A 16,482-nucleotide genomic window follows, 5' to 3' on the forward strand; every position below is an offset into this window, starting at 1 on the left:
GGTTGTCTATGTAAGGAAAGGAGGCGCCGGGAGTGGCCGGAAAAGGGAGAATTATATTTCATATCGATATGAACAGTTTTTATGCCTCTGTAGAAATGGCGTATGATCCGTCTTTAAGAGGAAAACCCATCGCCGTTGCCGGAAACGTGAAGGAACGGAAAGGAATCATCGTCACCTGCAGCTACGAAGCGAGAGCGCGGGGCGTAAAGACCACCATGCCGGTGTGGCGGGCAAAACGCCTCTGTCCGGAACTCATCGTCGTGCCTCCGAATTTTGACCGCTACCGGAGTTCGTCAAAAGAAATGTTCAGCATTCTGAGAGAGTATACGGATTTAGTCGAGCCTGTTTCTATTGATGAAGGATACATGGATATTACGGACACACCGCACAGACACAGGGCGTATGAGACAGCCGCAGACATTCAGGCGAGATTGCAAAAAGAGCTTTTGCTTCCGTCAAGCATCGGCATCGCCCCGAATAAATTTCTCGCTAAAATGGCGTCTGACATGAAAAAACCGCTCGGCATCACCATTTTAAGAAAAAGAGAGCTGCCGGACGTCTTATGGCCTCTTCCGATAGAAGAGATGCACGGTATAGGAACGAAAACTGCGGAAAAAATAAAAACGCTCGGCATCAAAACGATCGGTGATTTGGCAAAAGGAGATGAACATGCGCTGAAAACGCTTCTCGGCATAAACGGCCCGAGGCTGAAGGATAAAGCCAACGGCATTCATCCTGCAGAAGTCAATCCCGAGCGGATTTATGAATTTAAAAGCGTCGGCAACTCATCCACCCTGTCGCATGATTCGGCTGACTGGGATGAATTAACGGGCGTGTTTGACCGGCTCGCGCTGTCTGTGAGCGAACGGCTCCAGCGTAAGGAGGTCATGGCCTGCCGGCTGTTCATCATGATTCGGTATGCGGATTGGAAAACGGTCACAAGAAGCATGACCCTCAGCAATCCGGCTGATCAGAAAAAAGACATCATGGAAGCGGCGATGGAACTGTTTGACAAGCACTGGAACCAAAATCCGGTAAGGCTTCTCGGCATCACCGGGACGGAACTGGTTGAAAAACAGCAGGCGTATAAACAGCTTGATCTGTTTTCATTCAAGGAGGACGCAAAGGATGAGCCGATTTTTCAGATGATGAACGAGCTGAATGAAAAGTACGGCCAAAACCTGATCAGAAAAGGCGCCGTTATAAAAAAAGAAGAAAGCAAAACAAGGGGAACGAGCTTTAACAGAGACTTTTTTCAGGATGAAAAGAAAAGGTGAATAACTTGAAAAAAGGGGTTATGTATGATAATTTCTTTAGTATAAATATCATTTTATTTTAATTTAAATTTTAAAATGGTTAAACGTTTGAAGAAGGGACGTTAGAATATGTCAAAACAACAAATCGGAGTTATCGGTCTTGCGGTAATGGGTAAAAATCTGGCTCTTAACATCGAAAGCCGGGGATTTTCTGTGTCTGTATACAACAGATCAAGCAGCAAAACGGAAGAGTTTTTAGAAGAGGCAAAAGGCAAAAATGTTGTCGGCACATACAGCATTGAGGAGTTTGTCCAGTCTCTTGAAACACCCCGTAAAATTTTATTAATGGTTAAAGCGGGAACTGCAACGGATGCGACGATTCAATCTCTTCTTCCTCATCTGGAAAAAGACGATATTTTGATTGACGGCGGAAATACATACTATAAAGATACACAGCGCCGGAACAAAGAGCTTGCCGAAAGCGGCATTCACTTTATCGGAACGGGTGTATCAGGCGGTGAAGAGGGAGCGCTGAAAGGGCCTTCTATTATGCCGGGCGGCCAAAAGGAAGCGCACGAACTCGTAAAACCGATTTTAGAAGCTATTTCTGCTAAAGTGGACGGAGAAGCTTGTACGACATACATCGGCCCGGACGGAGCGGGGCACTATGTAAAAATGGTGCACAACGGTATCGAATACGGTGACATGCAGCTGATCTCTGAGTCATATTTCATTCTGAAACAGGTGCTCGGATTGTCTGCCGAAGAGCTTCACGAAGTATTCGCTGAGTGGAACAAAGGAGAGCTTGACAGCTATCTGATCGAAATCACGGCTGATATTTTCACTAAAAAAGATGAAGAAACGGGCAAACCGCTTGTTGACGTCATCCTTGATAAAGCTGGCCAAAAAGGAACGGGTAAATGGACAAGCCAAAGCGCTCTTGACTTAGGCGTGCCGCTTCCGATTATCACTGAATCTGTTTTTGCGCGTTTCATTTCCGCAATGAAAGAAGAGCGTGTGAAAGCAAGCGGCCTTCTGTCCGGACCAGACGTTAAGCCGGTCACTGAAAATAAAGAAGAGCTGATTGAAGCGGTCAGAAAAGCGCTCTTCATGAGTAAAATCTGTTCTTACGCACAAGGCTTCGCCCAAATGAAAGCCGCGTCTGAAGAATATAACTGGGATCTGAAATACGGTGAAATCGCGATGATCTTCCGCGGCGGCTGTATCATCCGCGCGGCGTTCCTGCAAAAGATCAAAGACGCATATGACCGTGAACCGGAGCTTGATAACCTGCTGTTAGACAGCTACTTCAAAAACATTGCAGAAAGCTACCAAGGCGCCCTTCGCCAAGTGATTTCACTTGCCGTAGCCCAAGGCGTGCCGGTACCTTCGTTCTCAAGCGCACTTGCGTATTACGACAGCTACCGTACGGCAGTGCTTCCTGCAAACTTGATTCAAGCGCAGCGTGATTACTTCGGCGCGCATACGTATGAACGCACAGATAAAGAAGGCATTTTCCATACTGAATGGATGAAGTAATGAAGAAGCCCCCGCATTGATTGCGGGGGCTTTTCCTGATATTAAAAACCGCGGGCCGTCATGAACGGCGCCGCGGTTTTTTAATTTTTTCTTATATATTCCACCAGTGGAGGCCGTCTTTTTCGAGAAGTTCGTCCGAAGCTTTCGGTCCCATTGACCCTGCTTCATAATTCGGAGAAAGGGTTTTGTCGGCTGCCCACGTTTCGGAAATCGCATCGACGAAATTCCAGGAAAGCGCCACTTCGTCCCAATGGGCAAAGTTTGTCGCATCACCGAGCAGACAGTCATGGATTAATTTTTCATAGGCTTCCGGTGTGTTCATTTCATCACTGCAGTTGCTGCAGTAATCCAGCTTAATCGGCTGAGCATGAGCGGCTCCGCCTAATTTTTTAGCGTTCAGATATAGTGTGATGCCTTCATCCGGCTGAATATGGATGACAAGCAGGTTCGGATTTACATTCGTTTCATTGCCGTAATAAAGGTTCATCGGAATGTCTTTAAATTGAACGACGATTTTCGTTGATTTTTCTTTCATCCGTTTCCCTGTGCGGATATAAAACGGAACGCCGGCCCAGCGGAAGTTATCGATTAACAGCTTTCCGGACACGAATGTTTCCGTATTGGAATCCGGTGCTACATTTTGTTCATCTGTATAGCTCGGTACAGCGTTTCCGTCAATCGTTCCCGCTTGGTATTGTCCGCGGACGAAGAAGTCACTCACTTCGTTTGGAGCAACAGGGCGGAGAGCTCTCAGCACCTTCACTTTTTCGCTGCGGATTTCTTCCGTGTTCAGTTTAATCGGCGGTTCCATCGCCAAGAGAGCGACCATTTGTAAAATATGGTTTTGAACCATATCACGGAGTGCGCCTGATTTTTCATAATATCTCGCGCGGTCTTCAACGCCGAGATCCTCACTTGACGTAATCTGGATGTTTGAGATGTAGCGGTTATTCCACAGCGGCTCAAACAGCGCATTCGCAAACCGGATAACTTCGATATTTTGAACCATTTGTTTGCCTAAGTAATGGTCGATCCGGTAAATTTGATCTTCCGTGAAAGCTTCGCGTATTTCTTTGTTAAGCTCTTTCGCACTCGGCAGATCATGGCCGAACGGTTTTTCAATGACGAGACGGGACCAGCCATTTGTCGCTGTGACACCTTCGTTTTTAAGTGATTTTGCGATCGTGCCGAAAAACTCAGGAGCCATCGCCAAGTAAAACATTCTGTTGTTCGGGATTTCATATGTATGTTCAAGCTGATCAAGCAGGACATTCAGCTCCTGATAGGAACCCGGATTCGTTACATCAAACGGATGGTAATAAAAATGAGATGTGAAATCGTCTATGTCTTTTTGCCCGGCAGAAGAAACAGACGTTTTAACCGTTTCCCGGAGGTCCTCGTTTGACCAAGGTCTTCTTCCAACACCTACAACTGCAAACTCTTCACCAATTTGACCATTTTTATATAAACGGTGAATGGATGGGTAAAGTTTTCGTTTTGCCAAATCCCCTGTGGCACCAAATATTACAATTACTGCTTTTGGTTTGTCGTTTGTTTTCACTTAGAGTACCTCACTTTATCTGAAGCATGGTTTAAAACCCCGCATATTTCCTTCATTTTAAATCTAAAATTCGTTGAAAGCAAACATTTCAGCCTGTTTTTTGCGGTTTGCGGAAAAAAATTAATCAGGCCGGAGAAGGCCCGGGTGAATTCACATTTTCAGTCTGATCCTGTATCCTTAGTAGTACAAAGATCTAGGAGGAAGCATTGTGGAATTATTATTTTTAGGGACGGGGGCCGGCATGCCGGCAAAGACGAGAAACGTAATGTCCGTCGCGCTGAAGCTTCTTGAAGAAAGGCGTTCCGTATGGCTGTTTGATTGCGGAGAAGCCACTCAGCATCAGATATTACATACAACAATCAAACCGAGGAAAATTGAAAAGATTTTCATCACCCACCTTCACGGCGACCATGTTTACGGTCTTCCGGGTCTGTTGGGGAGCCGTTCATTTCAGGGCGGTGAAGAAGAGCTGACGATTTACGGGCCAAAAGGCATTAAAGCCTTTATCGAAACAAGCCTGAACGTGACGGCGACTCATCTGACGTATCCTCTTACCGTACATGAAATCGAAGAGGGGACGGTTTTTGAAGATGAGCAATTCATTGTTACCGCAGCATCCGTCATTCACGGTGTGGAAGCGTTCGGCTACCGGGTTCAGGAAAAAGATATTCCCGGCGCATTGCAGGCCGGCAGATTGAAAGAAATGAATATCCCGCCCGGACCCGTCTATCAGAAACTCAAAAAAGGCGAAACGGTCACACTTGACGATGGCAGAATCATTAACGGGCAGGATTTTCTGGAATCCCCGAAAAAAGGGAGAATCGTCGCTTTTTCCGGGGATACGAGGGCATCAGAGCGGGTAACGGAGCTTGCGCGCAATGCGGATGTGCTTGTTCATGAAGCGACGTTTGCCAAGGAAGATGCAAAGCTCGCACATAATTATTATCACGCGACGACAGAACAGGCTGCGCAAACGGCAAAAAAAGCAGGCGCCAAACAGCTGATCTTAACTCATATCAGCGCAAGGTATCAGGGTGAATCGCCGATAGAGCGTCTCGAACATGAGGCGAAAGCGGTATTTGAGAACAGTAAGATCGCATTTGACTTCATGGAGGTCACTGTGGAGCGGTCTTAAAAAATAGACGCTTGACATTTTTTTCTGATGAGATATAATAAAACGTAATAATTACGATTTATATAAGGGGTGAAAATGATGCGTGTGAATGTTACATTGGCCTGTACAGAGACAGGGGACAGAAATTATATCACGACGAAGAACAAACGGACGAATCCGGACCGGTTAGAAATGAAAAAGTATTCACCCCGGTTGAAAAAGTATACTTTGCATCGTGAGACAAAATAGATCACGATAACAAAAGCCATTGTGCCGTTGCACAATGGCTTTTGTTTTATCAGTTTACCGCCTGATAGGCAGGAGCATTCATTTGCTGGCGCACCGCGCACCAAACATCATAAATGGCAAGGTGGACGATGTGCGGTTCATCGTGGTGAATGGCATGAGAACTGTTTTTGGCCTGAATCCATCCGCTTTGATAAGAGACATCAAGCATGCTTCTGTGCAGTTTCACCCATTGTTCATGAGCGTGCTTTAAGCGCTCATCCCGCTCTCCCGATGATAAAATCAACAGCGGCATATCGCCGAAATGAATCTGCTGATGCTTGATCTGCCTAAGGCTCGTTAAAAATTCCGCGTGTGATCCTTCCAATTTGAACTGTTTCAAATAGGCGGCCTTCATTTCTTCAGGAAGAAGCGGAAACACTTTCGTCTCCTGATCCTCAGAAACCGGATCAAGCAGCACCATCCCGAGAATATCCCGACGGTTCCGGCTCGCCCAAAGTCTGCTGATAATCGTGCCGTATGAATGCGAGACGACAAGGTAAGGAGGCTTGACGCCGGCCTTCAGAAGAAGAGCGTTTAATTCCTGTACCATATGGTCCGCCGTCCTCTTGTTTCGGCTTCGTCCGCTTTTGCCGATTCCGGCTCTGTCATATGTGAAAACCCCAAATTCTTCATCTATGTCAGCGAGTAATGATGTCCATGTTTCAGAAGAAGTGCCGTAGCCGGCTTCAAAGACGATCGTCACTTCGCCGGCGCCTTTACGGTGTTTCGTATAAAACGGACACCCGTCAATCAGATATGTCCTTTCCATCCATGCTGCTTTCATTGGAGTCATCTCCTCTAATTGGTTCTATAGGGAAGACGGAGAAGCTTCGGCAATCGTTTCTCGAAAAATAAAAAAAGAGACAGCCGGATCGAAAAACTCCGGCTGTCTCTTCATCACCATGCTCTGTCGTATTGGACCGGTGACGGTATTTCAGTATTCAGCTGCTTCGCTGCACTCCTTGCAAAGTGCGGATCGCGCAGAAGTTCTCTCGCGACAAAAATAAGGTCAGCGCGGTTGTTTTGCAGAATTTCTTCCGCCATTGTTCCCGTCGTTATCAAACCGACGGCGCCTGTTGCAATTTCGGCCTGTTCACGGATTTTCTCCGCGAAGCTCACTTGGTAGCCGGGGAAGACGTTAATATCAGCTTGAACGAGTGCGCCTGAGCTGCAATCAATGAGGTCGACTCCCTGTTCTTTCATCCACTTCGCAAAACCGATATGATCCGCAATGTCCAGCCCTTTGTCTGTATAATCCGATGCAGAAATACGGACAAATAACGGGCCGTCCCAGACTTCCTTGACGGCTTCAATGGTCTCGCCTAAGAAGCGGTAGCGATTTTCATGTGAGCCTCCGTATTCGTCTGTACGGTGATTGGACAGAGGGGACAAAAATTCGTGCATTAAGTAGCCGTGTGCGGCATGAAGTTCAATAATGTCAAAGCCGGCTTCTTTCGCGCGCGCCGCTGCCTGTTTGAATTCCTGAATGGTTTCTTTAATTTGTTCTGTCGTCATTTCAGCCGGTGTTTTGGACTGCTCATCGAACGGAATGGCTGACGGAGCGTAAATGTCTCCCTCAAGCTCAGCTTTACGTCCGGCGTGCGCAAGCTGAATGCCGATTTTAGATCCTTGCGCTTTCACTTGTTCCGTCAGTTTGGCAAAACCTTCGATATGATCATCGCTCCAAATGCCCAAATCCTGATCGGAAATGCGCCCCTGAGGATTAACGGCTGTCGCTTCCACGATAATCAGGCCGACCTGTCCGATTGCACGCGATATGTAGTGCGCCATATGAAAAGGCTGCAGTTTTCCGTCCTTCTCATGTGAGGAATACATGCACATCGGTGCCATAACAATACGGTTTTTGATCGTTACATCTTTAACGCTCCATGGTGTGAATAATTTTCTCGCCATTTATTTCGCCTCCCGGAATGTTTTAGACATTGATTATAACAACTCATGATCATTCAGTCATATAAACTGCTCACAACTGAACAGATCGTTCTTATTGTTCTGGACGGGCATTTTTTTATACACAGCGTGGCCGTATCTTCATAACAGGCATTTACAGCCGATCATATAGCAAATATAGATGAGAAACGCACCGATGACTGCGTGGCCTCCTTTGAACCAGTTTGTCAGGATGAAAATACTGCTGATGAAGATCACTGCGCCGAAGGCACCGAATATTCCGTTTTTTTGAGCGGCTCTGAAATCGTCGGGGCTCATATTTTTCAGCTGCAAGTGAATATTCAATAACGTCATGATCGGCAGCAGGGTGATAACGCCTGATAAAAATAAGTATTTCGACTTGCTTAAATACGCGGCGGCCACCATAACGGTGCCGCCGATAAAAAATTGAATGAGAAAACTCATGCTGAAACGCTCACCTTCTGTTTGTTATCAAGTATAATGATGGAGACATTGCCATTTTATTTTTGATTGATGTATAAGTAAACTAAATATAACTAATGCATTGGATAATAAAGAATGATATCTGGGAGATGAAGCCGGTTGGATTTAAAGAAGCATTTAGCCTTTATTAAAACGGTAGAAAGCGGCAGCCTGACCCAAGCCGCTGCCATATTGAATTACACACAGCCGAACATCAGCCAAATGATCAGTAAATTAGAGGAAGAGTACGGTTTTCCGCTTTTGATCAGACAGCGGCATGGAGTGAGGCCCACCGCAAATGGCTTGAAAGTGTTACATATTATGAAGGAAATTCAAAAAAACTATGAAAAACTGTCTCAAACCGTTGATAATATTAATGGGTTAGAAAGAGGGGAAGTCCGGCTCGGCACTGTTACGAGCGTGGCGGTAAAATGGCTGCCGAAAATTTTGAGGGAATTTAATGAGCTGTATCCTTCTATTAAGGTGCATTTGTTTGAAGGAAATTCTACTGAGCTGGAACAATGGCTGAAAGATGACCGGATTGATGCGGCGATCGGGACATCCCACAGCGAGAAGTGGCATTTTTACCCGTTGGCCGAGGACCCGATTGTAGCGGTGATGAGCCCGCAGCATGAATTGGCGCAATGTGAAACGGTTCCGTTACATGTCATGGAGTCCGTCAAATGTATCGTGCCTTATCCGGAGACACATTTTGATGTGCTGAAAGTGCTGAAGGAAGAAAAGATCACACCGCGGGTCGCTTATCAAATCAGAGGGGATGAAGCGATTATTGCAATGGTGCGGAACAATCTGGGGATCAGCATCTTGCCGCAGCTTTTGGTGAATGATTGTGATGTGCTCATCAAACGGTTCGACCGGTATGTCTCCAGGCAGCTCGGCATTTTGACAGCTCATGCAAGGGAGACGCAGACACCTTCTGTCCAGAAATTGATTCAATGCATACAAGAATGGGTTGCGGTCCATCAGGCTTCTGTCTGAAGAAGCCTGATATGCGTTTAAGCCGGTTCAGGATAATAGACCAGCATAAAATATGTCACCGGTTCATCCGAGGAATGAAAATAACTGTGCGGCACCGCCCGAAGTCAGCACATGGTTTTCGTCATGAAGCTAAACCGTCAATTCACCGCTCTTGATTAAAATGGATTCTTCCCCTAAATGTGATTGTCTCATAGGCGCAGCCCGGCTTCAGGTTAACTATGCCTTGAAAACAAAAAGTCTGACCGTGACGGTGGTGAGCGGGGTTATTTTGATGTCGGGCTTTCGTCTGTTTATATAAAAAGGGCATCAACGGCACATGCTGTTGATGCTTTTTTTGAAATGCTAGGGCTTGGAGAGCACTTCAATTCCGACGTTGACCATTTTGTCCAGTCCCATAAAAGACAGGCAGATTTTGGCGCGTCTTTTTCTTTTATCGATCTTTTTAATAATGCCTTCCATTCCTTTAAGAGGCCCTGAGGCAACGGTTACTTTTGAATTTTCAATATAGACTTTTGAATAATCTACAGTGTCTCCTTCTCCGATCAGCCTGATAATAGGGAGGATTTCCTCATCCTTAATTGTCGTGAAATAGGTTTTGCGCTCTTTGGAATAATATGCGCCGTTATTCACGATTCTGCATGAAATGGGGAGTTCTTTGATTTTATGAAATGTCCGCTCTGTCATCTTTGTTTTAAACAGAACATATCCCGGAAACATCTTTTTGAGTGCCTCGTATTTGATTCCGGCTTTTCGTTCTGTGACTTTTTTCTTGGGTATGATTGAGTAGAGAGCCTGCTCATCAAACTGCAGACGCAGAAATTTTTGAACTGCTTCTTCTTTTCCCGACTCTACAAAAAGTGCGTACCATTTCATGACTGGATCCTCCTTAGAATAATAAGAAATTATTATACAAAGAAAGTATTTAATGGATAGTATTTAAAGTGATTAAAAAATTTTCTAATTCGTCTTTTTTTTACATAATATATGAAAATGAAAAATAAGTATAGACCCAATTGACAGAGAGGTGATGAATTTTCTTTGACATGAAAAGGGTTCAGGGAATTATCTGACATTTATCCCGAAACAATTATGCAGACTGTCCACCGAACATAAAACTGTGGAATAAATGTCAGAAAATAACGAAATAAAGCCTTGACATTATTATCTATAAATTGATATTATTCTCTTTAAATAGCAACTATTTGTTAAATTTATTAAATTAAAGTAAAGCACCTATTAAATTTCAATCGCTGTTTCGGCACGTTGAAGAGGAAATAGGGATTATAAAAATGATTTCAGTGTATATATCTACATATACATGATAAGGGAGAAGTGTGCCGTCATGGCTGTTTTCGGGCATATTGGCACTGCAGCTTGTCATGCGAAACATTCAGTAAACAAGCAAGATGTCTTTATATAAATTATGTTAGAAAAGGAAAACACAATGCGTTTGCGATTTTTAAACCTGTGCTGAATCGCAAACGCGTTTGTGTTTTTATTTTTATGGCGGTGTTTACACCAGTCAATATATGAAATGAGCGAGACGTTTTTGCATTGAGAACCACATGTGATATTCAAATTGACGATGCGGAAAGGATGAGGATAAGATGCTTACGTTTGTGTTCCCGGGGCAGGGTTCTCAATTTAAAGGAATGGGAGCCGGGCTGTTTGATGAATTTCAAGATCTGACACGTCAGGCTGATGACATATTAGGCTACTCTATAGAAGAATTGTGTCTGGAGGATCCGAATCATCAGCTGGGGAAAACGCAATTTACCCAGCCGGCGTTATATACGGTAAGTGCACTCAGTTATTTAAAGAAGATTAAAGAGTCCGGCAGAGAGCCCGATTACGCCGCAGGGCACAGTTTAGGAGAATATAATGCGTTATTTGCGGCCGGCTGCTTTGATTTTAAGACCGGTTTGCAGCTTGTGAAAAAAAGAGGGGAGCTCATGAGCAAGGCAGCTCCCGGAGGCATGGCGGCGGTTTTGGGGTTTACGGCTGAACAAGTAAAAGAGGTTCTATCCGATTATCATCTGACCGGCATTGATATCGCTAACCACAATTCACCTACGCAAATTGTGATCGCCGGAACGAAACAAGACATTGAAAAAGCGGGCCCCGTCTTTGAAAAAGCCGGCGTGAGAATGTATCTTCCTTTAAATGTGAGCGGCGCCTTCCATTCCCGCTATATGAAAGATGCTGAAAAAGAGTTCGCGGATTATTTAGAAGAAACGGCGTTTATGCCTCTTCGTTTTCCGGTGATTTCAAATCTTCATGCCGCACCTTATAAGAATGATGAAATCAAAACAAATCTGACTTTGCAAATGACCAATCAGGTAAAGTGGACGGACACGATACGCCGTCTGATGGGGCTTGAAAATAATGAAATTGCAGAAGTCGGGCCCGGGGAAGTGCTGACAAAACTGACGCGGCAGATTAAAAAAGATGCCGTCCCATTACCAATGCCGAAAGAAGAGTCTGATACTGCTGATGTTAAAGCATCGGCAGCTGATTCACAAAAAACGGCGGGATCGAGATTAGGGAACGAAGATTTTAAAAAAGATTATAACATCCAATATGCTTACATGACGGGCTCCATGTACAGAGGAATTGCTTCGGAACAGATGGTCATTAAAGCGGCAAAAGCGGGAATGCTGGGCTTTTTCGGAACGGGCGGATTGAGTATCGAACGGATCGGACAGGCCATCGGAACCATCCGGTCTGCACTGCGGCAAGGGGAAACATTCGGAATGAATCTTCTTCATCATATGATGTCACCTGACAAGGAAGTCAGAATGATAGATTTATATTTGAAAAACGGCATTCATCTTATTGAAGCATCGGCATTTATGGGCATAACCCCGGCTCTCGTGATATACAGGGCAAAGGGATTAAGCAGGAATCATGACGGGTCGGTGTCAGTTCAAAACAGAATCATCGCGAAAGTATCCCGGCCTGAAGTCGCTGAGGCCTTTCTGAATCCGGCTCCGGCTCATGTGCTGGAAAGACTTGTGTCTGACAATCGGCTGACAGCCGGGGAAGCGGCGCTTGCAAAAGAAATTCCGATGGCTGATGACATTTGCGTTGAAGCGGATTCAGGAGGGCATACCGACCAAGGGATTCCGTATACATTAATGCCTGCCATGATCAGACTCAGAGACCGCATGATGGAGAAGCACGGGTATGCGAAAAAAGTAAGAATCGGCGCAGCGGGCGGCATCGGCACTCCGGAAGCGGCTGCTGCCGCGTTTCTGCTCGGCGCCGAATTTATCGGAACCGGTTCTATTAATCAATGCACGGTCGAAGCCGGGACAAGTGATTCAGTGAAAGATCTGCTTCAGGAAGCGAACGTGCAGGATACGTCATACGCTCCCGCGGGAGATATGTTTGAAGCGGGGGCAAGGGTGCAGGTGCTGAAAAAAGGCCTGTTTTTCCCGGCAAGAGCCAATAAACTCTTTGACTTGTACAGACAATACAATTCTTTAGATGAAATAGATGAAAAAACGAAAACATTAATTGAAGATAAGTATTTCCAGCGCAGTTTTGAGGAAGTGTATGAGCAGTTGAAACGTGATAAATCTCCTGAACAGATCGCCAAAGCCGAACAGAATCCGAAACACAAAATGGCGATGGTATTTAAATGGTATTTTTCCCATACGACGAGACTCGCTCTGGAAGGAAAAAGCGAAAGTAAAATAGATTACCAAATTCATTGCGGCCCTGCACTCGGGGCGTTTAATCAATGGGTGAAAGGAACCCCGCTTGAAAATTGGAGGAACAGGCATGTCGACTTGATCGGCAAACAGCTCATGGAAGAAACAGCCGGCCTTCTTGCGCAAAGGCTGGTATCGATTACAGGCTGAGTATGACCAGACATTACATTTTTTCTGCGGAGGACTACCATGCTGATTGAAAATCATGAATTAACGATGAGCCATGTCGGGTTAGGGAATTTGAATGAGTACGCGCTGCTGCTGTTATTCGGCAACGCACACAGTCACCATTTAACGGACGGAACGGGATTCCGGCCTGATCAGATGGCCGATCACCAAGGGCTGATTTTGTATCCGGCTTATTTTATGACACATCTCAAAGTTCCTTCAGATAAGCCTCTTGATCAGTACCGATTATGGGACGAGGTTTCCGTCGGAGTCGATATCTCCCGGTTTGGAGAAACCATATTAGAATCTGATTATTTGTTCGGGCCGAAAGGAGCGGTCAGCTCTGATAAAAGCGAGTGGGACCGCGGACGGTTTCCTTCTATGAAAGCCAATAGTTTAATTGTCGTCGACGTCACGCAAACAGAAGGTTCGACCCGCAAAGTCTCAGCGCCGAAGGCTGAATGCATTGCGGAACTTTCTAAGCTAGCCAAGCCGCCTTACGCGCTGATGCGCTCAAAGAAAATCAGAACGGACGCTTTCGGTATGAAGCCGGGCAACCTCAAAACAGCGGACCCCGTTTCATATCGGGTTCCTGTTGATCAGGATGCTGCGCCGGGGCATGCCATGGTGTTTGCGAAATTCAGCAAGATAATGGATGCGGCGGAATTTGAATGGATGACGCGCCGGTCGAAGCCGGGTTTTCCGGTTTCAATCGCGCGGCATTTATTTTTGCTTGAAAGAGAGACGTATTATTACGGAAATTGTTTTGCAGATGAAGAGCTTGATATTTATATGACGGGACACATTGAAGAATGCGATCCCGACTTTCACGGTGAGTCCCTCGGTATGATCTCAGTGGCGAAAATCAGCTATCAGATTGAAGTCTATATGAAAAGGAATCATACATTGCTGGCCATTTCCAAGGTGGATAAGCTGCTGGCGGTGCCGACCTCTTCACAAGATCATATTCCGGATTATAAACGGGTCATCAGAAGTTTATAAAATAAAGAATGGAGCTGAAAGCAAATGGAACAAACCAAGGAAATGAAGCAGATCATCGCTCAAATTATTCAGGATATTCAAGAACAGCAGTCATATCGGGCCGTCGAAGCGGGAGATGATGTGAGAGTCATAGAGGATCTGGGCTTCTCATCACTGGATATCGCTCAATTAGTCGCACAGATGGAGATGGAAACCGGAGTAGATCCTTTTTCCCAAGGAGAAACGATTTCCAGCATTACAACCGTCGGCAGCATTTGTGATATTTATCAAAAATATATGGACAGTGCTCAATCATGAAAACAGAAAGCAGGGGAGATATCAGCTGGGTGACTGATAAGCTTAGGGAAACGCAGGACAGTGAGTTTCTCATTTTTAAAGGGCAGACTTTTACGTATGATGATTTGCTGACACGAATTAGCTTTTTTCAGAAAGAACTTGAACAAAACGGAATACGTAAAGGAGAATGTGTGGCGCTTATCGGGGATTATTCCCCGAACGCCATTTTTTTGCTGATGGCGCTTTTGTTAAACCGAAATATCGTTGTCCCTCTCAGCAATGAATCAAGGGAGAAGCATCTCGATATGTTTGAAGACGCGAAAGTGAATCAAATCATTGAAATAAATGAAAATGACAGCTGGACGCTTCGTGAAGGTTCTGAAAGCGCCTCTCACCCTCTGCTTGATGACCTGCGCGAGAGAGGGGAGTCAGGCATTATTATTTTCACATCGGGAACCTCCGGCAAAAGCAAAGCATCCGTGTTAAGCGCCGGCCGGCTGCTTGAAAAATACAAAACGGCGAAGAGAAAACCGCTGCGTACGCTCATTTTTCTGAAATTGGATCATATAGGCGGCATTAATACGCTGTTTGCGATTCTGTTTAACGGGGGGACGATCGTCACATCAGACAGCAGAACGCCGGAGTCCGTTTATCAGGCGGTCGACAAACATGCTGTCCAAGTGCTCCCCGCCACCCCGACCTTTTTAAACATGCTGCTGATGTCCAAGGCGGATGCCGGCTATAACCTGTCTTCACTCCAGCTGATCACTTACGGCACAGAACCGATGCCCCAATCAACGCTGCGCGGCATTCACCGGCTGTTTCCGGATGTACGGCTGAAACAAACATACGGATTAACTGAACTGGGTATATTCTCAACGAAATCAAAAGACAGCCAATCCACTTGGATGAAAGTAGGCGGTGCCGGAACAGAGACCAAAATTACCGGAGGCACGCTTTGGGTCCGTTCTGAGTCGGCGATGCTCGGCTATTTAAACGCACCCTCACCTTTCGATGAAGACGGCTGGTACGACACCGGTGACCAGGTGGAAACAGACGGCGAATATATAAGAATTCTCGGAAGAAAGAGTGAAATCATTAATGTGGGAGGAGAGAAAGTGTTTCCGGCAGAGGTGGAAAGCGTCTTTCTGGAGATACCGAATGTCCGGGATGTTCTCATAACGGGCCGAAAAAATCCGATTACGGGCGAGATTGTCGCGGCAGAGGCCGTGCTTGAAAAAGAGGAAGATATCAAATCTTTCAGAAAGCGGGCCGTAGCTCATTGCAGACAGAAGCTGCAGCCATATCAGATACCGCAGATCATCTCTGTTACAGATCGGAAACTGTCTAATGACCGATTTAAAAAAATAAGAAACGTGTAAAACAGGAGGCAAATATGAATAACGGAAAAGTAGCGGTCGTCAGCGGAGGTAGCCGGGGGCTCGGAAAAGCGATTGTACAGGCGCTTTTGGATGAGAATTACAAAGTAGCCGCTTTCAGCCGCAGTGAATCTGATTTTATTAACACATTGAGAGAGAGTGAAAAGTACCGTGACCGCTTTTATTGGGAAGCGGCGGATGCGGCGGATGATGCCGCCATGAAACAGTTTGTTCTTCAAGTATACCGCAAGTTTTCCAGAATAGACGGCTTGGTCAATAACGCCGGTTTGAACCTTGATCAGCTGCTGCCCCTGACCAATGATGAAGACATTGACCGCATCCTCAATCTGAATATCGGTTCAGTCATCAAGCTGACCCGAAACGTTTCCCGGGTCATGCTGAAACAAAATTCCGGATCAATCGTTAACATAAGCTCCATTATCGGTTCAAGAGGATTTAAAGGCACTTCAGTCTACAGCGCATCCAAAGCGGCTCTTGACGGCTTGACGCGAAGTCTGGCCAGGGAGCTCGGGTCCAAAGGAATCCGTGTCAATTCACTTGCGCCCGGTTTTGTGGACACCGATATGACGAAAAATATGCCGGAAAAACAAAAATCGCAGATTATCAGAAGGACGCCGATGGGGCGTTTAGGCGAAACAGACGATATGACCGGACTCGTTCGTTTCCTGCTTTCTCCTGAATCGTCCTTTATGACCGGACAGACAATGGCGATAGACGGCGGATTAACTTGTTAAAGCACAGAAAAATTCTTTTGTACAAGGGATGGTAT

The 16,482-nt window shown here is 45.7% G+C and carries 15 protein-coding genes; 10 read left to right on the plus strand and 5 right to left on the minus strand.

Annotation, left to right across the window (positions count from 1 at the left end; all coding sequences use genetic code 11):
• Window positions 1-32: 32 nt before the first annotated feature.
• Both ACWJJ4_RS08075 and gndA read left to right on the plus strand, forming a co-directional pair.
• A complete protein-coding gene (locus ACWJJ4_RS08075; RefSeq protein ID WP_003153240.1) occupies window positions 33-1,277 on the plus strand; it encodes a DNA polymerase IV in 1,245 nt (414 codons plus the stop codon).
• Window positions 1,278-1,385: 108 nt separating this feature from the next.
• Window positions 1,386-2,795 (plus strand): NADP-dependent phosphogluconate dehydrogenase, encoded by a 1,410-nt coding sequence (gndA, locus tag ACWJJ4_RS08080; RefSeq protein WP_003153241.1) that lies wholly within the window; start codon window positions 1,386-1,388, stop codon window positions 2,793-2,795.
• A 91-nt stretch (window positions 2,796-2,886) separates the two neighbouring features.
• Here the strand turns inward: gndA and zwf are convergent, their stop codons facing one another.
• Window positions 2,887-4,356, minus strand: a complete 1,470-nt coding sequence (gene zwf / locus ACWJJ4_RS08085) for a glucose-6-phosphate dehydrogenase (RefSeq protein WP_454021561.1) — start codon at window positions 4,354-4,356, stop codon at window positions 2,887-2,889.
• A 208-nt stretch (window positions 4,357-4,564) separates the two neighbouring features.
• On the opposite strand from zwf, the gene rnz reads away from it, so the two are divergent.
• Together rnz and rpmG are read left to right on the plus strand one after the other, a co-directional pair.
• Entirely contained in the window at window positions 4,565-5,491 is a 927-nt protein-coding gene (rnz, locus tag ACWJJ4_RS08090) for a ribonuclease Z (protein ID WP_146277145.1), read from the plus strand.
• Window positions 5,492-5,569: 78 nt separating this feature from the next.
• On the plus strand, window positions 5,570-5,719 hold the full coding sequence (gene rpmG, locus ACWJJ4_RS08095; RefSeq protein ID WP_003153246.1) for a 50S ribosomal protein L33: 150 nt from the start codon (window positions 5,570-5,572) through the stop codon (window positions 5,717-5,719).
• Window positions 5,720-5,768: 49 nt separating this feature from the next.
• Here rpmG and ACWJJ4_RS08100 read toward each other — a convergent pair whose 3' ends face one another.
• The 3 genes from ACWJJ4_RS08100 to ACWJJ4_RS08110 all read right to left on the minus strand — a co-directional run bounded on the left by ACWJJ4_RS08100 (window position 5,769) and on the right by ACWJJ4_RS08110 (window position 8,134).
• Window positions 5,769-6,542 carry an alpha/beta fold hydrolase gene (locus tag ACWJJ4_RS08100; protein WP_102422723.1) on the minus strand — a complete coding sequence of 258 codons (774 nt, stop codon included), beginning with the start codon at window positions 6,540-6,542 and terminating at the stop codon, window positions 5,769-5,771.
• A 113-nt stretch (window positions 6,543-6,655) separates the two neighbouring features.
• Window positions 6,656-7,672, minus strand: coding sequence for an NADPH dehydrogenase NamA (namA, locus tag ACWJJ4_RS08105; RefSeq protein WP_102422724.1), 1,017 nt, complete (start codon window positions 7,670-7,672; stop codon window positions 6,656-6,658).
• Between the two features lie 138 nt (window positions 7,673-7,810).
• Complete coding sequence (locus ACWJJ4_RS08110; RefSeq protein ID WP_015240166.1) at window positions 7,811-8,134, minus strand: GlpM family protein; 324 nt, start codon at window positions 8,132-8,134, stop codon at window positions 7,811-7,813.
• Between the two features lie 138 nt (window positions 8,135-8,272).
• Between ACWJJ4_RS08110 and ACWJJ4_RS08115 the strand changes: the two genes are divergently transcribed.
• Window positions 8,273-9,151 (plus strand): LysR family transcriptional regulator, encoded by an 879-nt coding sequence (locus tag ACWJJ4_RS08115; RefSeq protein ID WP_102422725.1) that lies wholly within the window; start codon window positions 8,273-8,275, stop codon window positions 9,149-9,151.
• 342 nt (window positions 9,152-9,493) lie between these two features.
• Here the strand turns inward: ACWJJ4_RS08115 and loaP are convergent, their stop codons facing one another.
• Complete coding sequence (loaP, locus tag ACWJJ4_RS08120) at window positions 9,494-10,024, minus strand: antiterminator LoaP (protein WP_003153257.1); 531 nt, start codon at window positions 10,022-10,024, stop codon at window positions 9,494-9,496.
• A gap of 734 nt (window positions 10,025-10,758) precedes the next feature.
• On the opposite strand from loaP, the gene fabD reads away from it, so the two are divergent.
• The 5 genes from fabD to ACWJJ4_RS08145 are packed head-to-tail and all read left to right on the plus strand — an operon-like array spanning window position 10,759 to window position 16,447.
• Complete coding sequence (fabD, locus tag ACWJJ4_RS08125) at window positions 10,759-13,017, plus strand: ACP S-malonyltransferase (protein WP_454021562.1); 2,259 nt, start codon at window positions 10,759-10,761, stop codon at window positions 13,015-13,017.
• Window positions 13,018-13,056: 39 nt separating this feature from the next.
• A complete protein-coding gene (locus ACWJJ4_RS08130) occupies window positions 13,057-14,037 on the plus strand; it encodes an LnmK family bifunctional acyltransferase/decarboxylase (RefSeq protein ID WP_014418317.1) in 981 nt (326 codons plus the stop codon).
• Between the two features lie 24 nt (window positions 14,038-14,061).
• A complete protein-coding gene (locus tag ACWJJ4_RS08135) occupies window positions 14,062-14,334 on the plus strand; it encodes an acyl carrier protein (protein WP_003153264.1) in 273 nt (90 codons plus the stop codon).
• Window positions 14,331-15,695 carry a long-chain fatty acid--CoA ligase gene (locus ACWJJ4_RS08140; protein ID WP_077722568.1) on the plus strand — a complete coding sequence of 455 codons (1,365 nt, stop codon included), beginning with the start codon at window positions 14,331-14,333 and terminating at the stop codon, window positions 15,693-15,695. The genes ACWJJ4_RS08135 and ACWJJ4_RS08140 overlap by 4 nt, the downstream gene beginning before the upstream one ends.
• 14 nt (window positions 15,696-15,709) lie before the next feature.
• Window positions 15,710-16,447 carry an SDR family oxidoreductase gene (locus ACWJJ4_RS08145; RefSeq protein ID WP_003153268.1) on the plus strand — a complete coding sequence of 246 codons (738 nt, stop codon included), beginning with the start codon at window positions 15,710-15,712 and terminating at the stop codon, window positions 16,445-16,447.
• The last annotated feature ends 35 nt before the right edge of the window (window positions 16,448-16,482 follow it).

The organism is Bacillus sp. JK62 (assembly GCF_053663455.1).